This window comes from Aquimarina rhodophyticola, assembly GCF_042434915.1.
GTDB lineage: Bacteria > Bacteroidota > Bacteroidia > Flavobacteriales > Flavobacteriaceae > Aquimarina.
In genome coordinates this window covers 431,044-449,542 of sequence record NZ_CP170198.1, presented here as the reverse complement: position 1 = coordinate 449,542, position 18,499 = coordinate 431,044, and the positions used below count along the sequence as shown (strand labels likewise).

The following is an 18,499-nucleotide window of genomic DNA, read 5'->3' as shown; positions in this document are numbered from 1 at the left end:
TTCCTGCTTTTATTTTTTTAACCTTTTACTTGATAAGTGGATGTAATCTCATTTTTTATATACTCCCATAAGACCGTAGATCCTTTTTCAATAGGTTGTAACTTATCTAATATCGTAGCTCGCTCAATTTCAAACTTTGCCCAAGTACCACCATCATTACTCAAATTTTGTAAAGCGGGGTGTAATCTATCAATAGCTTTTGCAAAACGAGCATCAGTACTTTCTCCGCGTTCAAACTCGTTCCACAACTCCATAAAATCGGCAGCTATATCCTCTGGTAAAAGTTTAAAAATACGTTGTGCCGCTACCATTTCTTCATGGGTATTTGTATGACTTTTATGAGTATCAAAAAGAAAAGTGTCTCCTGCATCAATTTCTACCAAGTCGTGAATTAACACCATTTTTAATACTCTTGTAATATCAATTGCATGGGATGCATGTTCTGCTAAAACCAAAACCATCATTGCCAAATGCCAGCTATGCTCTGCATCATTCTCGCGTCGGTTACTATTAAATAAAGCAGATTGCCGTATAATGGATTTTAAATTATCTATTTCAAAAATAAAGCGTAATTGTTGATTAAGTCTTGTATTGGACATGTCTAATTGTTTTTAAGCTACAAAAAAAAGAATAAGAACTATCTATCTATAGGACATTTGTCCTTGAGCTATTTATCTTTGTACCATGATTCGATCCAACGCAAACCTTCTCGAATATATAAGTAAGCCCTCCTTTTTGGAGAAATGGAATACTATTGCATCTATTAAGTTTGATACAGCTGCCACTATAATCAATCAGCAATCTACATCAAATGCTATTTACATCGTTAAGAAAGGAATAACCAAGTGCTATCTTACAGAAGATACAGGTGTTGATTTTATACAAGAATTTTTTGGACCTGGTGAACTTTTTGGAGAAATAGAATTTTTTACACAAACCTCAAATTTTTGTGCTGTGGTTACGATCGATCAAACAGAGGTTTTTAAAATCCCACATACTTCCTTTACAAAGCTCTTGGCTACCGATAGACGATTTAATACATTAATTATGGAGGCATTAGCCAAAAAGATACGATACAAAGCTATACGACACGCTTATAATCAATTACATACTATCGAGGACAAAGTACTAAGACTAAAAAAAGAATATCCTTCGATTTTTGAGACGCTCAAAAAAAAGGATATTGCAAATTATTTGGGCATTACCATGCGTAGTTTAAATCGTAGCTTATTGACCATAGGAACAAATAATACGCGTTTAAATGACACGATCTAAAACAGCTATAAAAACCACATACTTTAGTATAGCTACCAATATAAGCCTGGCTGTAATAAAAGGTATCGCAGGTGTTTTTGGCAATTCTTATGCCCTTATAGCCGATGCAATTGAGTCTACAACCGATATCTTTTCGTCTGTGTTGGTGTTGTTTGGATTAACCTATGCCAAACGACCTGCCGACAAGAATCATCCTTATGGACATGGTAAAATTGAACCATTGATGACATTTATTGTCGTAGCATTTCTGGTTACCTCTGCCACAATTATTGCCTACGAGAGCATACAAAACATTCAAACACCGCATGCTTTGCCTAAACCATGGACATTGCTCGTATTGTTGGGCATTATAGCTTGGAAAGAAATTTCGTATCGAATTGTTATCAAAAAAAGTAAAGAAACTCATAGTTCGGTTTTGCATGCAGAAGCTTGGCATCATCGTAGTGATGCTATTACCTCTATAACTGCATTTGTTGGCATTAGTATTGCTCTTTTTTTTGGAAAAGGATTTGAAACCGCAGATGATTGGGCTGCATTATTGGCCTCGGGGTTTATATTGTACAATAGCTATCTAATTTTTAGACCTGCCTTGGGCGAGATTATGGACGAACATAGATATGATGATTTAATAATCAAAATTAGGCAAGTAGCTACTACTGTAGAAGGCATAAAAGGTACCGAAAAATGTTACATTCGAAAAGCAGGCATGTACTACCACGTAGATTTACATGCGCGAGTAGATGGTACGATATCGGTTACACAAGGTCATAAATTAGCACATCGTTTACAAGATAAATTAAAACAAGAGATTCCTGGGATCGGCCATATACTTATTCATATAGAACCTGATACTTAACAACTTAACCTAATACAGATCTTATTAAAATAATTATCTTTTATTTAAACTAAAAAGTATCTTTACAGTCAAGTTATTAATTAGATGTTAGATACTACTGGTCAAGGTATTAAAAAGGATATTGAAACGGTAAACAATATACCTATTGTATCCAAAATGTTAGATGTTATTTGTAGAACTACCAACATGAGATTTGCTGCTATTGCTCGTGTTACCGATACGCAATGGATTACTTGTAGTAGTCGTGATGATATCGATTTTGGTCTAACTCCTGGTGATGAGTTGGAATTAGGCACTACGATATGTGACGAAATTAGACAACACCATAATCCTGTGGTTATAGATCATGTTGCAGAAAATCCAACGTTTTGTAATCATCATACTCCTATGAAGTATGGTTTTCAAAGCTATATCTCTTTTCCCATTTTTAAAAAAACTGGTGAATTCTTTGGTACGCTTTGCGCCATAGATCCAGAGCCAGCTAAGCTTGATAATCCTAAAATACGAGGCATGTTTGAGCTATACACAGACCTAATTGCATTCCACCTTCAAACTATTGAAACCTTAGAAGACACTACCCGCAAGCTTGAAGAGGAACGTAAAACTGCCGAGTTACGAGAAACTTTTATTGCAATATTGGGTCATGACTTACGTAATCCTGTTGGAACTACCCGTATGTGTGCCGATATGATGTTACTCTCCCCCACTAAGGATATGGTTGTTAAAAATGCCGCAATTATAAAGGCTACTTCCTACCGTATGCAAGGCTTAATTGATAATTTACTAGATTTTGCCAAGGGGCATTTGGGTGATGGTATACGACTCGATATCACCACCGACCCTTCTGTATTGAATACCTCGATACAACAAGTAATCACAGAAATTAAGTCCATGGCACCCGATCACGTAGTTGATGTCATGCTTCACTACCCCAAAAGCGTTAATTGCGATGCCAATCGCGTGGCTCAATTACTATCTAATCTACTTGGTAATGCTATTGCTCACGGTGCAAGTGATGCTCCTATTAAGGTTGAAACTGCTGTAAGTCAGGATGTCTTTGAATTAAAGGTGACTAATGGAGGTGCAAAAATTCCTGAAGCGGCAATGCAAAATCTTTTTAAACCCTTTTATACAGAAAGTACGGACCCTAAAAAATCTGGACTTGGTTTGGGACTCTATATTGCTTCAGAAATTGCAAAAGCGCATAAGGGTAACTTACAGGCTACCTCATCAAATAAGCAAACGTCTTTTATTTTTACCATGCCCCTATAAAAAAAGGATAGCTAACAACTTTAAGTAGCCAACTTTATCGCGTTTAAAGACTTCAATTTGTTAAGAATTTATTATTCTTTGTTCACACATTCAATTTAATACCTATTTTTAAAACGGAATGTATTGATTACATATCCAAATTATAATTACGTAGGACATAAGTATGTCCTTTAACGCTATTAATGATTAGTACACCTTCAAATCCATTGTATGAAAAATATACTTATAACCTTATCTGCACTAGTACTATTAGGATGTCAAACGAAAAAGGAAAAAGAAAAAGAAACACGCGTGATTGATCCAGTTGCAAGCTTTACAGGACAGCAAGTTACTGGAGTAACTGTATCTACTATGGGACGTATATTCGCAAATTTTCCGCGCTGGCGCGAAGGGGTAAAAAACTCTGTAGTTGAGCTAGGAGAAAACGGTGAGGCCATAGCCTATCCCGATACTATCTGGAATCGTTGGGAACTTGGCAACCAACCTAAAGATTCTGTATTTATTGGTGTACAATCGGTAGTTGCTCATGGAGATAAATTGTATGTTTTGGATACCCGTAACCCTCTATTTAAAGGGGTTATCGACGCCCCTAGATTGTTTGTTTTTGAACTTGAAACAGATCGCTTATCAACTATTTTTATTCTTGATAGCTCGGCATATCATCCTAATTCGTATATCAATGATTTGCGCGTAGACGAGCCTAATAATAGTATTTATATGACAGACTCTGGTAAAGGTGGACTGGTTGTACTTGATACTAAAACAGGTAGAAGTCGTCGTATGCTAGACAACCACTCCTCGACTACTGCAGAGACAGATCATTTGACCATTGATGGTAAACGTTGGGAAAATACCGTACACTCTGATGGTATTGCTTTAGACCTACAAACCCATACGCTATATTATCATAGTCTTACAGGCTATACCTTATATGCAATTGCAACTAATGTTTTGCGTAATGGGACCAATGAGGACGCAATAGCAGCTGTAAAGACTGTAGCAAAAACATCTGCTCCCGATGGTATGATCCTAGATACTAAAGGTACCCTATATTATGGCGATCTCGAGCATCACAAGATTAACTTTTTGGATAGCTTGGGTACGCAACAAACCTTGTATCAAGGAGAGCAAATAAAATGGCCTGATACCTTTAGTATCTATGATGGGTACTTGTATTTTACAAATTCAAGAATTAATGAAGCTTCCGGAGACATTTCTACAATGGATTTTGGCATTCATAAAATACGAATTGATTAACTAGGGGTACTACTGTAGTTGGTGTAGCGCTCTTTTAAACAAAATTTTAATAGTACCTTTGAGATATATGAAAAATGAAGTAACTCTTAAGTTATCTAACCTACTAGCATTCGTTTGTATTGCTATTGTGTGTTCATGCACCACTGTTGATACCCCAGATGATATAGCGCCTATAGATTGGCAGTCCCGATTGGTAGAGAAGCTTCCTTTAGACTCATTGCGTACAGGTACTACGTACTTATCTGTATATTCTCAGATTTACAGTATTACACAACACCGCAAACACAATTTGACAGCGACAATAAGCCTGCGCAATACCAGTCCCTTAGACACCCTATATATTGACAAAGCATTGTACTATGATACCCATGGTAAATTAATACGCTCTTATATCAAAAAATCAATCTTTATTGCTCCCTTAGAAACTGTAGAGATTGTAATCGATGAGATTGATAAATCTGGCGGTACGGGTGCAAACTTTATATTTGATTGGACCGTGATAGCCAAAAGTACGGATCCGTTGTTCGAGGGTATAATGATTTCTACTTCGGGACAACAAGGATTGTCATTCACAACACAGGGCAAGCGTATCAAGTAGTATAGGATATGATAGCCCTTAGTAATGGTTATCCTATAAAATATCTGGCACCTAGCAATATTAACCGTAGTTTGCCAGTATAGCAGTTGCAGTAATATAAAAGTTATATATATGAATTTAGGTGCCTTCTCTATAAGTTTAAGTGTAAAAGATCTCGACATCTCTCAGTCTTTTTATGAAAAACTTGGTTTCACTGTTTTTGCAGGAGATCCTACTCATAACTACCTTATCATGAAAAATGACAATGCATTAATTGGATTGTTTCAGGGTATGTTTACTGATAATATTCTTACCTTCAATCCGGGTTGGGACGAAGAGGCAAATCCGCTTAAAAAATTTGAAGATATAAGAACAATTCAGCAACACTTAAAATCTCAAGGCGTACCACTAGAACGAGAGGCCGATGATACAACTACTGGACCCGCAAGTATCGTAATTGTCGATCCCGATGGTAATCCTATCTTAATAGATCAACATGTGTGATTATCAATAGTTAGTTTTAAAAAAGCTTATTTATTTTTTATTTAAAACTAAAATACTTAGATTTGAACCATCAACACCTCCCGGACCTCTCAACGATGTGCACTTTTGGGAGGTTTTTTGTTTTTATAAAATGACAAAAGTAACTTACAATAAACTTCCAAAAACATTTGCTGAACAAGTTCAGTTATTAAAAAAACGAAAACTTCATATTCCTAATGAAGAAAAAGCAGAAAGAATATTAACTTATATAAGTTACAATAGGCTTAGCAATTATTGGTTTCCAATGCTAAAAAGTCCAAAAGAAGAAGAAATCTTTAAAGATGGTTCTAATTTTGAAACAATTTTCAAATTGTATCAATTTGATAGTGAATTAAGAAAAATAACATTTCATGCTATTGAACAAATTGAAATAGCTATAAGGACACAAATAATATATCACTTTTCTCATCAATATAATTCAGGGTTTTGGTATGAAAAAAGTGATGCTTTTAACAAATATCCAAGTTATGTACAATTCTTGTCAAAAATTTCAAAAAACGTCCAAGAAACAAAACAAGAATACATTTTAAAATACCGCAAAAATTACAAACAATTCCTTCCTCCTTCATGGAAATCATTTGAATTATTGACCTTTACAAATCTTCTTAGCATTCTCAAAAACATAAAAAATCAGAAAGAATTGATTCCAATCGCAAAAAGTTTGGGACTACATCATAGTCTATTGATATCATGGCTTGATTGTTTTATTTATATAAGAAACATAACCGCTCACCACGGGAGATTATGGAATATAATTCTAACTATAAAACCTGAATGGCTCAAATCACCAAGAGCTAATTGGATAAATAGATGGGAGAACGACTACAAACCTGATGGCGAAACTTTAAGTAAAGTAGGCAAAAACGACAAGGTTTTAAAATTTTATGCTGGTATTTGTGCCATACTCTATTGTTTACAGTTTATTAACCCTTATCACGATTACAAAAAGCAACTATTAAAGCTATTCAGTGAATACCCCGAGGCGGATTTATCGCACATGGGTTTTCCTGAAGATTGGAAAGAACAAAACCTTTGGAGATAAAGCTAGCTACCATGACGTACCTATAGACTAAGACTATATAATATTTTGACTGATCTGGGATTAGGAAATAATGGGGAATTTGAGAGTTTTGCACTTATTTAGACCGCAAAATTCAATGTTCAATAACTTAGAAGGAAAATAATTCTAACCAAACTTATTTCTTAGATTAAAACACTACTGCTTACACCCTTGCCTATAGTATCCAAACTTAAATGGATGTGATTTGCAGTGGTGCAAATGATCAATATAACTAATAATGATCATTTGCACCACTGCAACTAGTCTTTGTACGTAGTAAAACATCCCATACAGCAGTGCAACAAGCTCTTATTACCTTATAAACAAGTTTTACACCCGTGAAATGGATCGCTATCATGATAGAATGATTGCTTTCAGGAGTGTATTATGCTTTTAACTTCTTACAACCCTAACTAGCACCCCTACAACCAATTACTTTTTAAAATTATGAATTATTTGGTAGGATTTTTTTTACTAAAAAACTATTTTTTGTACTTTTCTACTCTTAATCTTAAAACCTATTCGTATGATTACCACAGGAGTACTCCAAAAAATGGATAAAATCGAGTTTATTCAATTCTTACGTGATGTTACCACTTTTTCATCTGAGTATGATCTTGCAACACTTAAGCTTGAGCAGCATGTAGAGGCGTTGCACGCTGTTCTTAAAGACTTAGATGATGCCTTGTATTATGAACGCGATCGATTGTTAACTCAAGATCTGCTTACATTAGACAACCAGAGAGATGATGCATTTATCGGGTTTAGGTATATCGTTCTTGCCTATACCTATCACACGGATCAAGCACTCAAAGCTGCTGCACAACAGATCTATGCCAAAATCGAAGCCTGCGGGTCTGGGGTTACACGCTTAAGCTACGCAAAAGAGACTACTGTACTTATCAATTTAATTGATGATTGTACTAATGATAATGATGTTGCAACAGCTATTAAGACATTAAAGTTAGAATCTTGGGTACAAAATCTGCAAACATTTAATACTGCCTTTTATGAGGTGTACAGTAACCGTAATAAAAAGGAAAGTGAGCAAATTAAAACCTCGATAACAGCATTGCGACCCGACGCCTATAAAAGTTATGAAGCGTATATGAAACGATTGGATGCTCACATAGAATTGGATGCTAATGATCTATATACTCCTTTAAAAAAACGATTAGACTTATTAGAAAAAGAATATCTACAAAACCTAAAGGCTAAAGAAAAAGAAGTAGTATCTACAGCGTCTGCCGAATTGAATACATAGATATAAGACTTGTATTGTTGATGCTAGCTATGATGTTTTTACATCAAATACAGTATTTAAACTATCCTGTATAGGGTAGTTTAAATCTGTTACCTGCAGAACGCTCATCAACTAATACTTTTTTTAATCGAAAAAAAATTACTTTAGCTATCCTAACCAACTTATAATACACATACTATGAAACTTCTATACAAAAGGCGTTTGTTACGCAATAACTTGATAATTAGTAGTTTTTTCACCTTTTTGAGCCTCCTTGGATTTATAGTAAAAACCAGTACACTTTTTTCTTCCTACTTATTACTTATAGGCTTGCTATACGGGGTCGTGTATGCGGTAATGAAGGTTAAAGGTTATGCATCTATAAAAAATGGGATTCTTACCAAAAACACTATTGAGTTTAAGCAATTAAACATTTCTAAAATACGCAAAGTGGTTTATCATAAAGACTATTATCGTATAGCTACTATAGATAAGAACATTACATTGTATAAGGATGCAATTCATAGCAATTCGCTACTAGTGCTGCAAGATTTTTTGAAGCAGTTGCAGCTACGTCCAACAGAAAATGTTTTACAAAAGGTGAGCTAAGCACACTACTCTTATTGTACCCACCCTGCAGTCCTAAATAAAAGCGTTAGCAATTTAACATGCTCAAGTGTAGTACGTATCTGTCTAATTGTACGTTCAAAAAATACGTATACATAAAACAAATAACGAATAAAATATAAGAGTACTTTATCATTATCAAATTCTCATAGAAAAACTAACTTTAATACTTTGTTTAGAAAAATACTTTTATAGAAACTGTATCTTCGACAGAAAAGAATACTATGGACACAGTGATACACAAAGCAGATACGAGAGGCACCGCAAATCACGGTTGGTTACAATCGTTTCATTCTTTTAGTTTTGGAAATTATCATGACCCTGCTCGTATTAATTTTGGTGCATTGCGTGTGCTTAATGATGATACCGTAGCTGCTGGTATGGGTTTTGGCAAACATCGTCACGAGGATATGGAGATTATATCCATACCGCTATTTGGAGATCTAGAGCATAAGGATAGTATGGATAACACAACGGTTATTAAAGCTGGGGATATCCAAGTAATGAGTGCGGGTACGGGTGTATATCATAGTGAGTATAACAAGAACAAAGATCGCGAGGTTAAGTTTTTACAAATATGGATTATCCCCAAAGAGCGTGGTGTTACCCCTCGTTATGATCAAATCACGTTACCACAAAACACGTTAAAAAATGAGTGGTATCAAATTGTATCACCTAATGCAGATGAACAAGGGGTTTGGATACATCAAGATGCTTGGTTTTCACTAGGACAGTTTGATGCTGGAGTAGAAAGAGAATACAGCTTGCATAACCCCAAAAATGGTGTGTACTTATTTGTATTAGAAGGCGATATTATGTGTAACGATCATTCATTACATCGTAGAGACGCCATTGGCATTTGGAACACAGATCGAATTACTATAGAAACGACAAAAGCTTCAAAAGTTTTATTGATAGAGGTACCAATGAGCTTTTTAAAAGGAGTAAACGAACCTTAGAAAGATTAAATTAATGTTAATTTATGAACAAATATAAAATTATTATCGATCCGATTTTCGCAAGGTAAATTCAAAATAATTACCAACATCTAAGATATTTATAGCTACTTATAGCAATATTCTTAACAACCAAAAGTTTTAAATAGTAACATAATAATATGGTATTTATACGGATATATTCATTTTAAGGAGAGAACACAAAAACTATGTTTTTACAACGTTATAATTGTCTATTTTTGCGCTCGAATTACAACATTTAAAATTATAGTATTCTCTTTTATAATGAATTAGCCAAAATTCCATTACATAAGACAGTATAAAAAAAGGGGCTTACCATGTAGGCCCCTTTTACATTTTTATCCTCACTTTTTAATAAAATTATAGTAGTTATCGATAAGCCGTATACAGCACGATAACACCCTCGTCTGCAATATCACCGGGACGAACATTATTGCCTGTATTGGTAATTGTCCCATTAATATAATTCACCAATACCTCAAAACCATCTGCAGTAAAATTGGTAACTCGACCTGTGATCTTACCAAGAGAACTTCCATTTTGATCCCCGTAACGCAATCCAATCGCATTTGTATTAGATGCAAAGCGAGAGATATCATTAATAGAATTACCATGGCCACCTACATAGATTACTTGTTGCGTAATGGATCCATTATCATTTCTTGCAAACCCGTTCATAGAACCAAAGGAGTTTCTAATTCCTCTATCGTTATTAATAGCATTATCTATGTCTAAGTTAAACGTTTCTACATTAGCATGTGCTACAAAGGTAACCGATGATGGTATAAAAGGAATACCTGTCACATTTACTGTTCCTGCTGCATTAATTTGAAAAGCACCTACATAAACATTTCCTGCAGTTAGCATCTCTTGCCAGCTACCCTCTATAAACTGAAACATACGTTTTATTTGGGTATCATACACGATAGCTCCTTCTTGCGCAGTTGTAATAGCCCCAATTTCTGCAGTAGTACCCGAAGGTACGCCCATTACAGAATTTGCATCAATCTGGGCAAATAAAAAGGCATAATTTAATAGACAAAAGTAAAATAAGTATAACTTAAAATTCATAATGTGTTGTGGGGTAGTTACTCTAATGAAAATAAAAGTAGGTTAAACATTAAGTAAATACTGTATTCTTTAAACACACGTATAGCAAATAAAGACAAATACTTACTATTCATGGATTTAAAAAAAAGATATACAGCATACAAATATATAAGAATTAACTAAAAAATACGTTAATTAGATACATTAATTATGGTTTAACCGTAATTTAGATTATTTATTCTTCAAAAATAGATTTTTTTTTTAAAAACTCATAAGAGATCATAAAAATAATTCTTAAGCACTATTGGTGGATATCTCATGGTATAAACCCTGAAAAAATTATTTAAAAAAAAACCAGCAAAAGTTGCTGGTTTTTTTAAATCATATTGTATGTATCGCTTATAAAACTTCGGCATAAAGGTCAAAATCTTCTGCTTCGGTAATTCTAACTTTGGTAAAATCTCCAGTTTTTAAATAAAACTTAGATGCATCAATTAATACTTCATTATCTACATCTGGAGAATCAAATTCTGTACGCCCAATAAAATAATTACCTTCTTTACGATCAATAATGACTTTATATTCGTGTCCTATTTTTTGTTGATTTAATTCCCATGAGATCTGGGATTGTATTTCCATAATCTCATTAGCTCGTTCCATTTTGACATCTTCTGGCACATCATCCTCCAAATTATAGGCGTGTGTATTTTCTTCGTGAGAATATGTAAAACATCCCATACGTTCAAATCGCATTTCCTTTACCCAATCACGTAGTGTTTCAAAATCTTCTTGAGTTTCTCCAGGGTAACCTACAATAAGTGTAGTTCTAATAGCCATTTCTGGCACTGCAGCTCTAAACTCTTGTAGCAATTTGGTTGTCTTTGCCTTGGTTGTACCACGACGCATGGATTTTAAGATAGGATCTGCAATATGTTGTAATGGGATATCAATATAGTTACATATTTTTGGCTCGTTACGCATTACCTCGAGTACCTCCATTGGAAATCCCGTCGGAAAAGCATAATGCAAACGAATCCATTCGATCCCATCAACCGCGACCAAGTGCTTTAATAAATCGGCTAATTTTCTTTCTTTATATAAGTCTAATCCATAATATGTAAGATCTTGTGCTATTAAGATTAGTTCCTTAACACCATCTGCTGCTAACTTTTCGGCTTCTATAACCAGCGATTCTATGGGAGTAGATTTGTGTTTACCTCTCATGATTGGTATTGCACAAAAAGAGCACGGACGGTCACATCCTTCGGCTATTTTAAGATACGCATAATTTTTGGGGGTTGTCGTTAAACGTTCTCCAATCAGTTCGTGCTTATAATCTGCTCCAAGAGCTTTAAGTAAACCCGGTAATTCTGTGGTGCCAAAGTATTGATCTACATTAGGGATTTCTACTTCTAGGTCTGGCTTATAACGTTCTGACAAACATCCAGTGACAAAAACTTTATCAACACTCCCTGCTTCCTTTTTTTGTACAAAATCCAAGATTGTATTAACTGATTCTTCTTTGGCGTTTGCTATAAATCCGCAGGTATTAATAACTACGATATTGCCTTCTTCTTCATGAACAACCTCCTTATTATTTGCTTTGAGCTGTCCCATTAACACTTCACTGTCGTAAACATTTTTACTGCAACCAAGTGTAACAACATTGATCTTATTTTTCTTTAACGTCTTCGTCCTCATAACTATCTAATAAAAGTGTGCAAAGATACAAGGAATAACTTAAGAATAAGCTGATTTGCAATTACTATTCAAAAATAAGCATTGTATCAAAGTATTATACAGTTACACCCTAATAAACTTTATAAAGGCAATTGACATGACAACGTTGCTAAGTGATCGATACTTTACTAATTTCTATTTGAAATATGAAACGTATTTAAAAGTATATTCTTTTAAAGTTCTCTAGTGCTGCTTTGCACTACTATACGAGTCATTAGCAAGTGGCGTACTAGAATTAAAAAAATGTATAATTTTACTGTCGTTACAATGTATGTTATGATAATCGCAAAAAGAATTAAAAATCACACATGACTTATGTTGAAGCCTTATTACTACTGAGGTGCAATCACAATGTTGCCTTCATTATCAATACGATACGATAAATTAAAGGGTAGCGTTATTGATTTCAAGCCTTCCTCTACATCATTGTGCATAAAATCTCCTGTAAAACCTCTTTGTGTATCTACGTCCTGCACAATAAGCTTTACTTTATATTGTCGTTCAAATTCTTTAATAACTTCTGCAAAAGGAACATTTTTAAAGTTGCTTATTTTATTTATCCACTGTGGAGATTTATCTAAACTGGTCTCAAACGTAATGATTCCATCTATAATTCGCAGTGAATTTCCTGCTGATAAATTTTCTGTATAGCCATTTTTATAACGTACATGTACCATACCTTCAAAACAATGAACCTCAAAAAAATTGTTTCGGTTTTTTACATTAAATTTTGTTCCTAGAACACTTATCGTACCCGCATCTGTAAGAACTTCAAAATTCTTTCCTTGAGCTACTTCAAAATAAGCTTCTCCCTCAAGATTAACTTCACGTTGCTTACTCCATCCTTTTTGATCAAAAGAGACAGTGGATTTTGAGTTGAGTGTTACATGAGAGTTATCGGGTAATTTAATACTCATATTTTCACCAATATCTGTATAAATAGTGGTGTCGTTTGAAAAAAAGAAAAAAGAGCCTATTCCTATTATAATTAGAAACAGAAGAACAAATATTAACCAACTAGATCTATAGAATTTTGTCTTCACTACAGGTTTTTTTTGGGCATATGCGCGTTCTCTAACTGCAGCAACACCTTGCGAGGTAGTTACGTGATCAGCCTTAAAAAATTTTGCCGTATCAACGATAGTCTTATGTACAAAATAATCCTCTGAAGCTTCAAACTGTTTCTTTTCTATCGGTGATAAATTATCTGATAGCCATTTTTTTACCAAATCTTCATTCTTCATGTGCTAATGCTTCTATCTATAAAAAAACTATCGGTTTGGATGCCCTTTTACAAAGCTCAACTCCTCTACTTTGTTTTTGAGCTGTTTATAAGCTAGATATACCCTGTTCTCTATTACTTTCTTAGTAACTCCAAGTACGTCGGCAATTTCTTCATGGCTATTACCTTCAACTTTATTCATCAAAAAAGCAACGCGGTGCTCGTTTGGCAATTGCTCTAAAGCTTTTTGATAATGTTCAAGAAATTCTTGTTGCTCTCTTATAAACTCTGAAGACTCATGAGTATATCGCTGCACGGCTATCATTTTGTGTTGAAGCACGACGCTTTGATGTGCAAACTCATTTGACATCATATTATTCGCTACTTTGTATAAATACCTTTTGGCTTTGTCATGCGTTATTTTTTTACAATTGAATAATAACCTTATGAATGCATCTTGCATTTTATCATTTGGGCTTAGCGCCTCTCCAAATTTATAATATAGGTAGGCTCTTAAATCGGTTGAATACCTATTGTAAATTTCTGAAAAGACATCTTCATCACAAACATTGTCATAAAGTTTATTTGGCATCTAATAAAAATTTTTAGTAAAAGTAGAAAAAAACCCGAAATGGTAAGGACTTTTAGCAAGTTAGTTGTATTTGTCAAAAAGGACTCTACAATGTCAAACTTCGTATGGACATTAAATATAACCTTTTTCACCCCTATTCCTTTCTTTTTTTGAGTATTGATTTTTAAATTAGAAAATTAAATTTAAGCACTTCATAGCAATTGAAGTATTTATCTATTAGTGAAAACTATTAAATACAAGTTGACGCAAACAAAAATTAGAAATTGAAAATCCCTTTGTAATTTTATAAAAAACTGAAGAAGTTTCTTAATCAGTAGCTTACAAAAGCTTTAAAAACCTGTACTAAAAACTTTAGGTTAATCAGTATTTTCAATATAATCCATAGGTTCCTTTCTTGACTGGGTGAGTTGCTCAAAACTATAAGCTATAGAGAACAAATCAATTTCTTTAAAGGAGCTAGAAATGAACGTTAATCCACGTGGCACACCTAAACTAGTATACCCACCCCATAGGTACCGTTATGGCGGGATATTGAGCGACTGCTGCATACCCTGCATGATAATTATTGATCGATAGAATAGCGTCCAAAGAATCACGTTTTATCAGTTTATCAAAAAAATATCGTCCGTTAGACTGCAAAGTATCTTTGATCGCCAAATAGACTGTTTTATTAAAAGAATCAGCGACAATTCCCTCAAACAAGCGTTGTCCATATGGCATACGAAGTAGCGAATCCTTTTTATTAAACGCCATAATATCATATACTGTTTTTAATCTAATAGTAGTATCGGCATACATTTTCAAATAATGTGAAAGATCTTTTTTCATATCTAGATTAAGTAATTTCCTGAAATTAGGTAAAGCTACTTCTTCTGATTCTACTTCAATTAAAATCGCTCCAGCATCTGATAACTCTTTTAATGCTTTTGCATACAATACACTATCTTTAAGAGTTTTAAAATACCCTAGACGTTTCCCTTTTAATTTGTTCTCATTTGCTAATGTTGCAACTATATTAAAATCCTTTTTTACAGCAATCGAAGCTGGATCTGCATTATCTTTTCCCAACATACTTTGATAAACTATTAAATTATCTATCACGCAACGAGTCATGGGGCCAGGAGTATCTAAGGTACTAGAAATAGGAATTATACCACTTCGACTTAATACACCAATAATTGGTTTTAAACCAACAACAGAATTTTGACTTGAAGGGGATAAAATAGAACCCGAGGTTTCTGTACCTATTGCTGCGACACAAAAATTTGCCGCCACTGCTACTCCACTTCCCGAACTTGATCCGCCTGTATCAATGGTCTGTCTTCCATAGGGATTAAACGTTTGCCCGCCTATCGCAGAGTATCCACTTGGACAATCACCACAGTAAAAATAAGCCCATTCACTTAGATTAGACTTTCCCAAAATTATAGCGTTCTTATTTTTTAATTGTTTCACTATAAAAGCATCTTCGGTATAGTTTTTTGCTAAAGCTACAGCCCCAGCAGTAGTAGGCATATGTTTAGTATTGATATTATCTTTTAATAAAATAGGCATTACGTAAATAGCATCGTGAGGTAAATCATCTGGCCTATTATTATCTAAAAGCATAGCTTGTTCTAAGACCTTAGGATTTATAGAGATAACCGAATTTAATGACTTATTATTATTTCTATCATATTTATATATTCGATAGAGATAGAATAAAGTTAAATTTCTATAAGACAAACTATCTACTTGCACTAAACGTTGTAGTTGCGGAATCGTCCTACCAATAATCAAATTTTGAAGTGACTGATATTGTTGCGGTGTAATGGTGAGAAGCGAATCCTCAAGAGCCTTCCATATATCGCTCCTATTTATATATTTTGAATCTGCAACTTTAAATTCTCTAAAGGATTCTATACTATCGGATACCTTGAATACGCTTTTCGTATCAGTAATAACATTTTTATCTACGCTATTTTTTTTGCAGGATAAAAATAGACAGAAAAATAAAATATACAGTATCGCTTTCATAACAGTAAAATTTACTGTGCAGAAAGATAAAAAAAAGCAATGTCTTTATACGTGTAAATTACTTATAAACTGTATGGCGATTTAATTATTTAAAAAAAGAATCTACAAACTCGTATTTATTAAACACCTGTAAATCCTCAAGACCTTCACCGACACCGATGTATTTAACGGGGATTTTAAATTGATCACTAATGCCGATAACTACACCTCCTTTTGCTGTACCATCAAGTTTGGTCACCGCTAAAGAAGTTACCTCGGTTGCAGCTGTAAATTGTTTCGCTTGTTCAAAAGCGTTTTGACCTGTAGAACCGTCAAGAACCAAAAGCACATCATGCGGTGCATTGGGTAGTACTTTTTGCATAACGCGTTTAACTTTTGTTAACTCATTCATTAAGTTAACCTTATTATGTAACCTACCAGCAGTATCAATTATAATAACATCGGCAGCCTGTGCAACTCCAGATTGTAACGTATCGTAGGCAACAGATGCTGGATCACTTCCCATTTCTTGTTTTACTATAGGGATATCCACACGATCCGCCCAAACCTGTAATTGATCAATAGCTGCTGCTCTAAAAGTATCTGCAGCCCCAAGTACGACATTAAAACCTTTCTTTTTAAATTGATACGCTAGTTTACCAATGGTAGTAGTTTTACCGACACCATTTACTCCAACTACCATCAAAACATACGGCTTTTTATCTATTGGAAGGACAAATTCGGTAGCTTCTCCTGTGTTGGTCTCTGATAGTAGTGCAGCTATCTCTTCTCTCAAAATTTGATTCAGCTCATCTGTACCAAGATATTTATCTTTGGCTACTCGATTCTCGATTCGTTCTATAATTTTGATTGTTGTCTTAACGCCAACATCACTGGTTACTAGTATCTCTTCGAGATCATCAAGTACTTGATCATCCACTTTAGATTTTCCTGCAACCGCTTTTCCTAACTTTGAGAAAAAACTGTTTTTGGACTTTTCTAATCCTTTATCTAAAGTTTCCTTTTTGTCAGACGAAAAAATTTTTTTAAACAAACTCATACGAAGAGATTAAAAATCAGAATTATAAAATTAAGAACATTTGGCAGATACAACTTGGTATACAAACCAAATACCCTATCAAATATTTAAAAACATACAATCAATGTATGCAGTATAAAATTAGACTAATTACTGGATATAAAAAATAAAAGAGCCATTTCAATGCTATTGAAATGGCTACCTAATATACGTTGTATGTGTAATTACTTTTTACTAAAAAAGTCATTTACCGCCTCTGGTGCCATAATGGACTCCACAAAAGTATAAGCTCCTGATTTTTCAGACTTTACCATCTTGATGGCTTTTGTTAATCTATTCGATTTTGTCTGTAACGATGCTACTGATTTCTTTGCCATTTTTTACTTATTTAATTTCTTTATGAACAGTCATTTTCTTTAGAATTGGATTAAATTTCTTAATCTCCATTCTATCAGGTGTGTTTTTCTTGTTCTTTGTAGTAATATATCTTGATGTACCTGGTTTCCCAGAACCTTTATGCTCTGTACATTCTAAAATTACTTGGACTCTGTTACCTTTCTTCGCCATGGTAGTTTCTTTTTAAAAAAGGGAATTATTTAGTTAAAAAACCTTTTACTCTTGCTTCTTTAAGAACTGCAGAGATTCCGTTTTTATTGATATTTTTTAATGCTGCTGTAGACACCTTAAGTGTTACCCAACGATCTTCTTCTGGTATAAAAAAGCGCTTTTTGATCAAATTCGCGTTGAATTTACGCTTTGTTTTATTCATTGCATGAGAAACATTATTTCCCACCATCGCTTTTTTTCCTGTAAGCTCGCAAACTCTTGACATCTTTTCTTAATTTTGGTGTTATTTCAAAACAGGGTGCAAATTAACGAATTTATTACGTAACCACCAATTATAGTTTTGTTATTTTTTCGATTTTTTTGAAATATTGTATCGATAACTTCAAACAATGTAATGTTGTAGCTTAGACACCATCTTCATTATACGTTTCAGCTTAATTTCTGAAAAAAAAATTATTCGATACTCTATATCGAGTGCAAAGATAATCTTGATAACTTACATTAACAAATTGTTTTATAACTTCTTACAAAACTTAAAATAATGTAAATTTTTTGATGATACTATGCTAAAATTGTAACTTACTGCTATACTGCGATTATAAAATTT

The 18,499-nt window shown here is 33.9% G+C and carries 20 protein-coding genes; 10 read left to right on the top strand and 10 right to left on the bottom strand.

All coding sequences use genetic code 11. The features are described 5' to 3' along the window. Nucleotides 1-17 precede the first annotated feature (17 nt). Nucleotides 18-599 (bottom strand): HD family hydrolase, encoded by a 582-nt coding sequence (locus ACE939_RS02030; RefSeq protein WP_378187115.1) that lies wholly within the window; start codon nucleotides 597-599, stop codon nucleotides 18-20. Between the two features lie 85 nt (nucleotides 600-684). Between ACE939_RS02030 and ACE939_RS02025 the strand changes: the two genes are divergently transcribed. The 10 genes from ACE939_RS02025 to ACE939_RS01980 all read left to right on the top strand — a co-directional run bounded on the left by ACE939_RS02025 (nucleotide 685) and on the right by ACE939_RS01980 (nucleotide 9,669). Further along, the gene (locus ACE939_RS02025; RefSeq protein WP_378187114.1) at nucleotides 685-1,275 is read left to right on the top strand and encodes a Crp/Fnr family transcriptional regulator; all 591 of its coding nucleotides are present in this window, start codon (nucleotides 685-687) and stop codon (nucleotides 1,273-1,275) included. Continuing rightward, complete coding sequence (locus ACE939_RS02020) at nucleotides 1,262-2,131, top strand: cation diffusion facilitator family transporter (RefSeq protein ID WP_378187113.1); 870 nt, start codon at nucleotides 1,262-1,264, stop codon at nucleotides 2,129-2,131. The genes ACE939_RS02025 and ACE939_RS02020 overlap by 14 nt, the downstream gene beginning before the upstream one ends. A gap of 84 nt (nucleotides 2,132-2,215) precedes the next feature. Beyond that, nucleotides 2,216-3,403 (top strand): ATP-binding protein, encoded by a 1,188-nt coding sequence (locus tag ACE939_RS02015; RefSeq protein ID WP_378187112.1) that lies wholly within the window; start codon nucleotides 2,216-2,218, stop codon nucleotides 3,401-3,403. Nucleotides 3,404-3,613: 210 nt separating this feature from the next. After that, nucleotides 3,614-4,660, top strand: coding sequence for an L-dopachrome tautomerase-related protein (locus ACE939_RS02010; RefSeq protein WP_378187111.1), 1,047 nt, complete (start codon nucleotides 3,614-3,616; stop codon nucleotides 4,658-4,660). Nucleotides 4,661-4,727: 67 nt separating this feature from the next. After that, a complete protein-coding gene (locus ACE939_RS02005; RefSeq protein WP_378187109.1) occupies nucleotides 4,728-5,258 on the top strand; it encodes a DUF3124 domain-containing protein in 531 nt (176 codons plus the stop codon). 111 nt (nucleotides 5,259-5,369) lie between these two features. Further along, entirely contained in the window at nucleotides 5,370-5,741 is a 372-nt protein-coding gene (locus tag ACE939_RS02000; RefSeq protein ID WP_378187108.1) for a VOC family protein, read from the top strand. A 130-nt stretch (nucleotides 5,742-5,871) separates the two neighbouring features. Then, nucleotides 5,872-6,822, top strand: coding sequence for an Abi family protein (locus ACE939_RS01995; RefSeq protein ID WP_378187107.1), 951 nt, complete (start codon nucleotides 5,872-5,874; stop codon nucleotides 6,820-6,822). Between the two features lie 544 nt (nucleotides 6,823-7,366). After that, the gene (locus tag ACE939_RS01990; protein WP_378187106.1) at nucleotides 7,367-8,104 is read left to right on the top strand and encodes a DUF6261 family protein; all 738 of its coding nucleotides are present in this window, start codon (nucleotides 7,367-7,369) and stop codon (nucleotides 8,102-8,104) included. Nucleotides 8,105-8,281: 177 nt separating this feature from the next. Next, a complete protein-coding gene (locus ACE939_RS01985; RefSeq protein WP_378187105.1) occupies nucleotides 8,282-8,692 on the top strand; it encodes a hypothetical protein in 411 nt (136 codons plus the stop codon). Between the two features lie 242 nt (nucleotides 8,693-8,934). Further along, complete coding sequence (locus ACE939_RS01980; protein WP_378187104.1) at nucleotides 8,935-9,669, top strand: pirin family protein; 735 nt, start codon at nucleotides 8,935-8,937, stop codon at nucleotides 9,667-9,669. A 387-nt stretch (nucleotides 9,670-10,056) separates the two neighbouring features. On the opposite strand, the gene ACE939_RS01975 is transcribed toward ACE939_RS01980, so the two are convergent. The 9 genes from ACE939_RS01975 to rpmB form a co-directional block, all read right to left on the bottom strand. Further along, entirely contained in the window at nucleotides 10,057-10,758 is a 702-nt protein-coding gene (locus tag ACE939_RS01975) for a hypothetical protein (RefSeq protein WP_378187103.1), read from the bottom strand. Nucleotides 10,759-11,136: 378 nt separating this feature from the next. After that, nucleotides 11,137-12,438 (bottom strand): 30S ribosomal protein S12 methylthiotransferase RimO, encoded by a 1,302-nt coding sequence (rimO, locus tag ACE939_RS01970; RefSeq protein ID WP_378187102.1) that lies wholly within the window; start codon nucleotides 12,436-12,438, stop codon nucleotides 11,137-11,139. A gap of 371 nt (nucleotides 12,439-12,809) precedes the next feature. Next, nucleotides 12,810-13,721, bottom strand: a complete 912-nt coding sequence (locus tag ACE939_RS01965) for a FecR family protein (RefSeq protein WP_378187101.1) — start codon at nucleotides 13,719-13,721, stop codon at nucleotides 12,810-12,812. 27 nt (nucleotides 13,722-13,748) lie between these two features. Beyond that, a complete protein-coding gene (locus ACE939_RS01960; RefSeq protein ID WP_378187100.1) occupies nucleotides 13,749-14,291 on the bottom strand; it encodes an RNA polymerase sigma factor in 543 nt (180 codons plus the stop codon). Nucleotides 14,292-14,783: 492 nt separating this feature from the next. Beyond that, nucleotides 14,784-16,307 (bottom strand): amidase family protein, encoded by a 1,524-nt coding sequence (locus ACE939_RS01955; RefSeq protein ID WP_378187099.1) that lies wholly within the window; start codon nucleotides 16,305-16,307, stop codon nucleotides 14,784-14,786. Between the two features lie 85 nt (nucleotides 16,308-16,392). Next, nucleotides 16,393-17,346: a signal recognition particle-docking protein FtsY gene (gene ftsY / locus ACE939_RS01950; RefSeq protein WP_378187098.1), complete on the bottom strand. Its 954-nt coding sequence runs from the start codon at nucleotides 17,344-17,346 to the stop codon at nucleotides 16,393-16,395. Between the two features lie 203 nt (nucleotides 17,347-17,549). Continuing rightward, a complete protein-coding gene (locus ACE939_RS01945) occupies nucleotides 17,550-17,702 on the bottom strand; it encodes a DUF4295 domain-containing protein (RefSeq protein ID WP_148783549.1) in 153 nt (50 codons plus the stop codon). A gap of 7 nt (nucleotides 17,703-17,709) precedes the next feature. After that, entirely contained in the window at nucleotides 17,710-17,892 is a 183-nt protein-coding gene (rpmG, locus tag ACE939_RS01940) for a 50S ribosomal protein L33 (protein WP_378187097.1), read from the bottom strand. Nucleotides 17,893-17,917: 25 nt separating this feature from the next. Beyond that, nucleotides 17,918-18,157, bottom strand: a complete 240-nt coding sequence (gene rpmB, locus ACE939_RS01935) for a 50S ribosomal protein L28 (RefSeq protein WP_378187096.1) — start codon at nucleotides 18,155-18,157, stop codon at nucleotides 17,918-17,920. Between the last annotated feature and the right edge of the window lie 342 nt (nucleotides 18,158-18,499).

Excerpts from the sequence above, each read along its gene's own strand:
- ACE939_RS01965 (WP_378187101.1), bottom strand. The coding sequence starts at position 13,721 with ATGAAGAATGAAGATTTGGTAAAAAAATGGCTATCAGATAATTTATCA.
- ACE939_RS02005 (WP_378187109.1), top strand. The coding sequence starts at position 4,728 with ATGAAAAATGAAGTAACTCTTAAGTTATCTAACCTACTAGCATTCGTT.
- ACE939_RS01945 (WP_148783549.1), bottom strand. The coding sequence starts at position 17,702 with ATGGCAAAGAAATCAGTAGCATCGTTACAGACAAAATCGAATAGATTA.
- ACE939_RS01980 (WP_378187104.1), top strand. The coding sequence starts at position 8,935 with ATGGACACAGTGATACACAAAGCAGATACGAGAGGCACCGCAAATCAC.
- ACE939_RS02025 (WP_378187114.1), top strand. The coding sequence starts at position 685 with ATGATTCGATCCAACGCAAACCTTCTCGAATATATAAGTAAGCCCTCC.
- ftsY (WP_378187098.1), bottom strand. The coding sequence starts at position 17,346 with ATGAGTTTGTTTAAAAAAATTTTTTCGTCTGACAAAAAGGAAACTTTA.
- ACE939_RS02010 (WP_378187111.1), top strand. The coding sequence starts at position 3,614 with ATGAAAAATATACTTATAACCTTATCTGCACTAGTACTATTAGGATGT.
- ACE939_RS01990 (WP_378187106.1), top strand. The coding sequence starts at position 7,367 with ATGATTACCACAGGAGTACTCCAAAAAATGGATAAAATCGAGTTTATT.
- ACE939_RS01985 (WP_378187105.1), top strand. The coding sequence starts at position 8,282 with ATGAAACTTCTATACAAAAGGCGTTTGTTACGCAATAACTTGATAATT.
- ACE939_RS02015 (WP_378187112.1), top strand. The coding sequence starts at position 2,216 with ATGTTAGATACTACTGGTCAAGGTATTAAAAAGGATATTGAAACGGTA.
- ACE939_RS01995 (WP_378187107.1), top strand. The coding sequence starts at position 5,872 with ATGACAAAAGTAACTTACAATAAACTTCCAAAAACATTTGCTGAACAA.
- ACE939_RS01955 (WP_378187099.1), bottom strand. The coding sequence starts at position 16,307 with ATGAAAGCGATACTGTATATTTTATTTTTCTGTCTATTTTTATCCTGC.
- ACE939_RS02030 (WP_378187115.1), bottom strand. The coding sequence starts at position 599 with ATGTCCAATACAAGACTTAATCAACAATTACGCTTTATTTTTGAAATA.
- ACE939_RS02020 (WP_378187113.1), top strand. The coding sequence starts at position 1,262 with ATGACACGATCTAAAACAGCTATAAAAACCACATACTTTAGTATAGCT.
- rimO (WP_378187102.1), bottom strand. The coding sequence starts at position 12,438 with ATGAGGACGAAGACGTTAAAGAAAAATAAGATCAATGTTGTTACACTT.
- rpmG (WP_378187097.1), bottom strand. The coding sequence starts at position 17,892 with ATGGCGAAGAAAGGTAACAGAGTCCAAGTAATTTTAGAATGTACAGAG.
- ACE939_RS02000 (WP_378187108.1), top strand. The coding sequence starts at position 5,370 with ATGAATTTAGGTGCCTTCTCTATAAGTTTAAGTGTAAAAGATCTCGAC.
- rpmB (WP_378187096.1), bottom strand. The coding sequence starts at position 18,157 with ATGTCAAGAGTTTGCGAGCTTACAGGAAAAAAAGCGATGGTGGGAAAT.
- ACE939_RS01960 (WP_378187100.1), bottom strand. The coding sequence starts at position 14,291 with ATGCCAAATAAACTTTATGACAATGTTTGTGATGAAGATGTCTTTTCA.
- ACE939_RS01975 (WP_378187103.1), bottom strand. The coding sequence starts at position 10,758 with ATGAATTTTAAGTTATACTTATTTTACTTTTGTCTATTAAATTATGCC.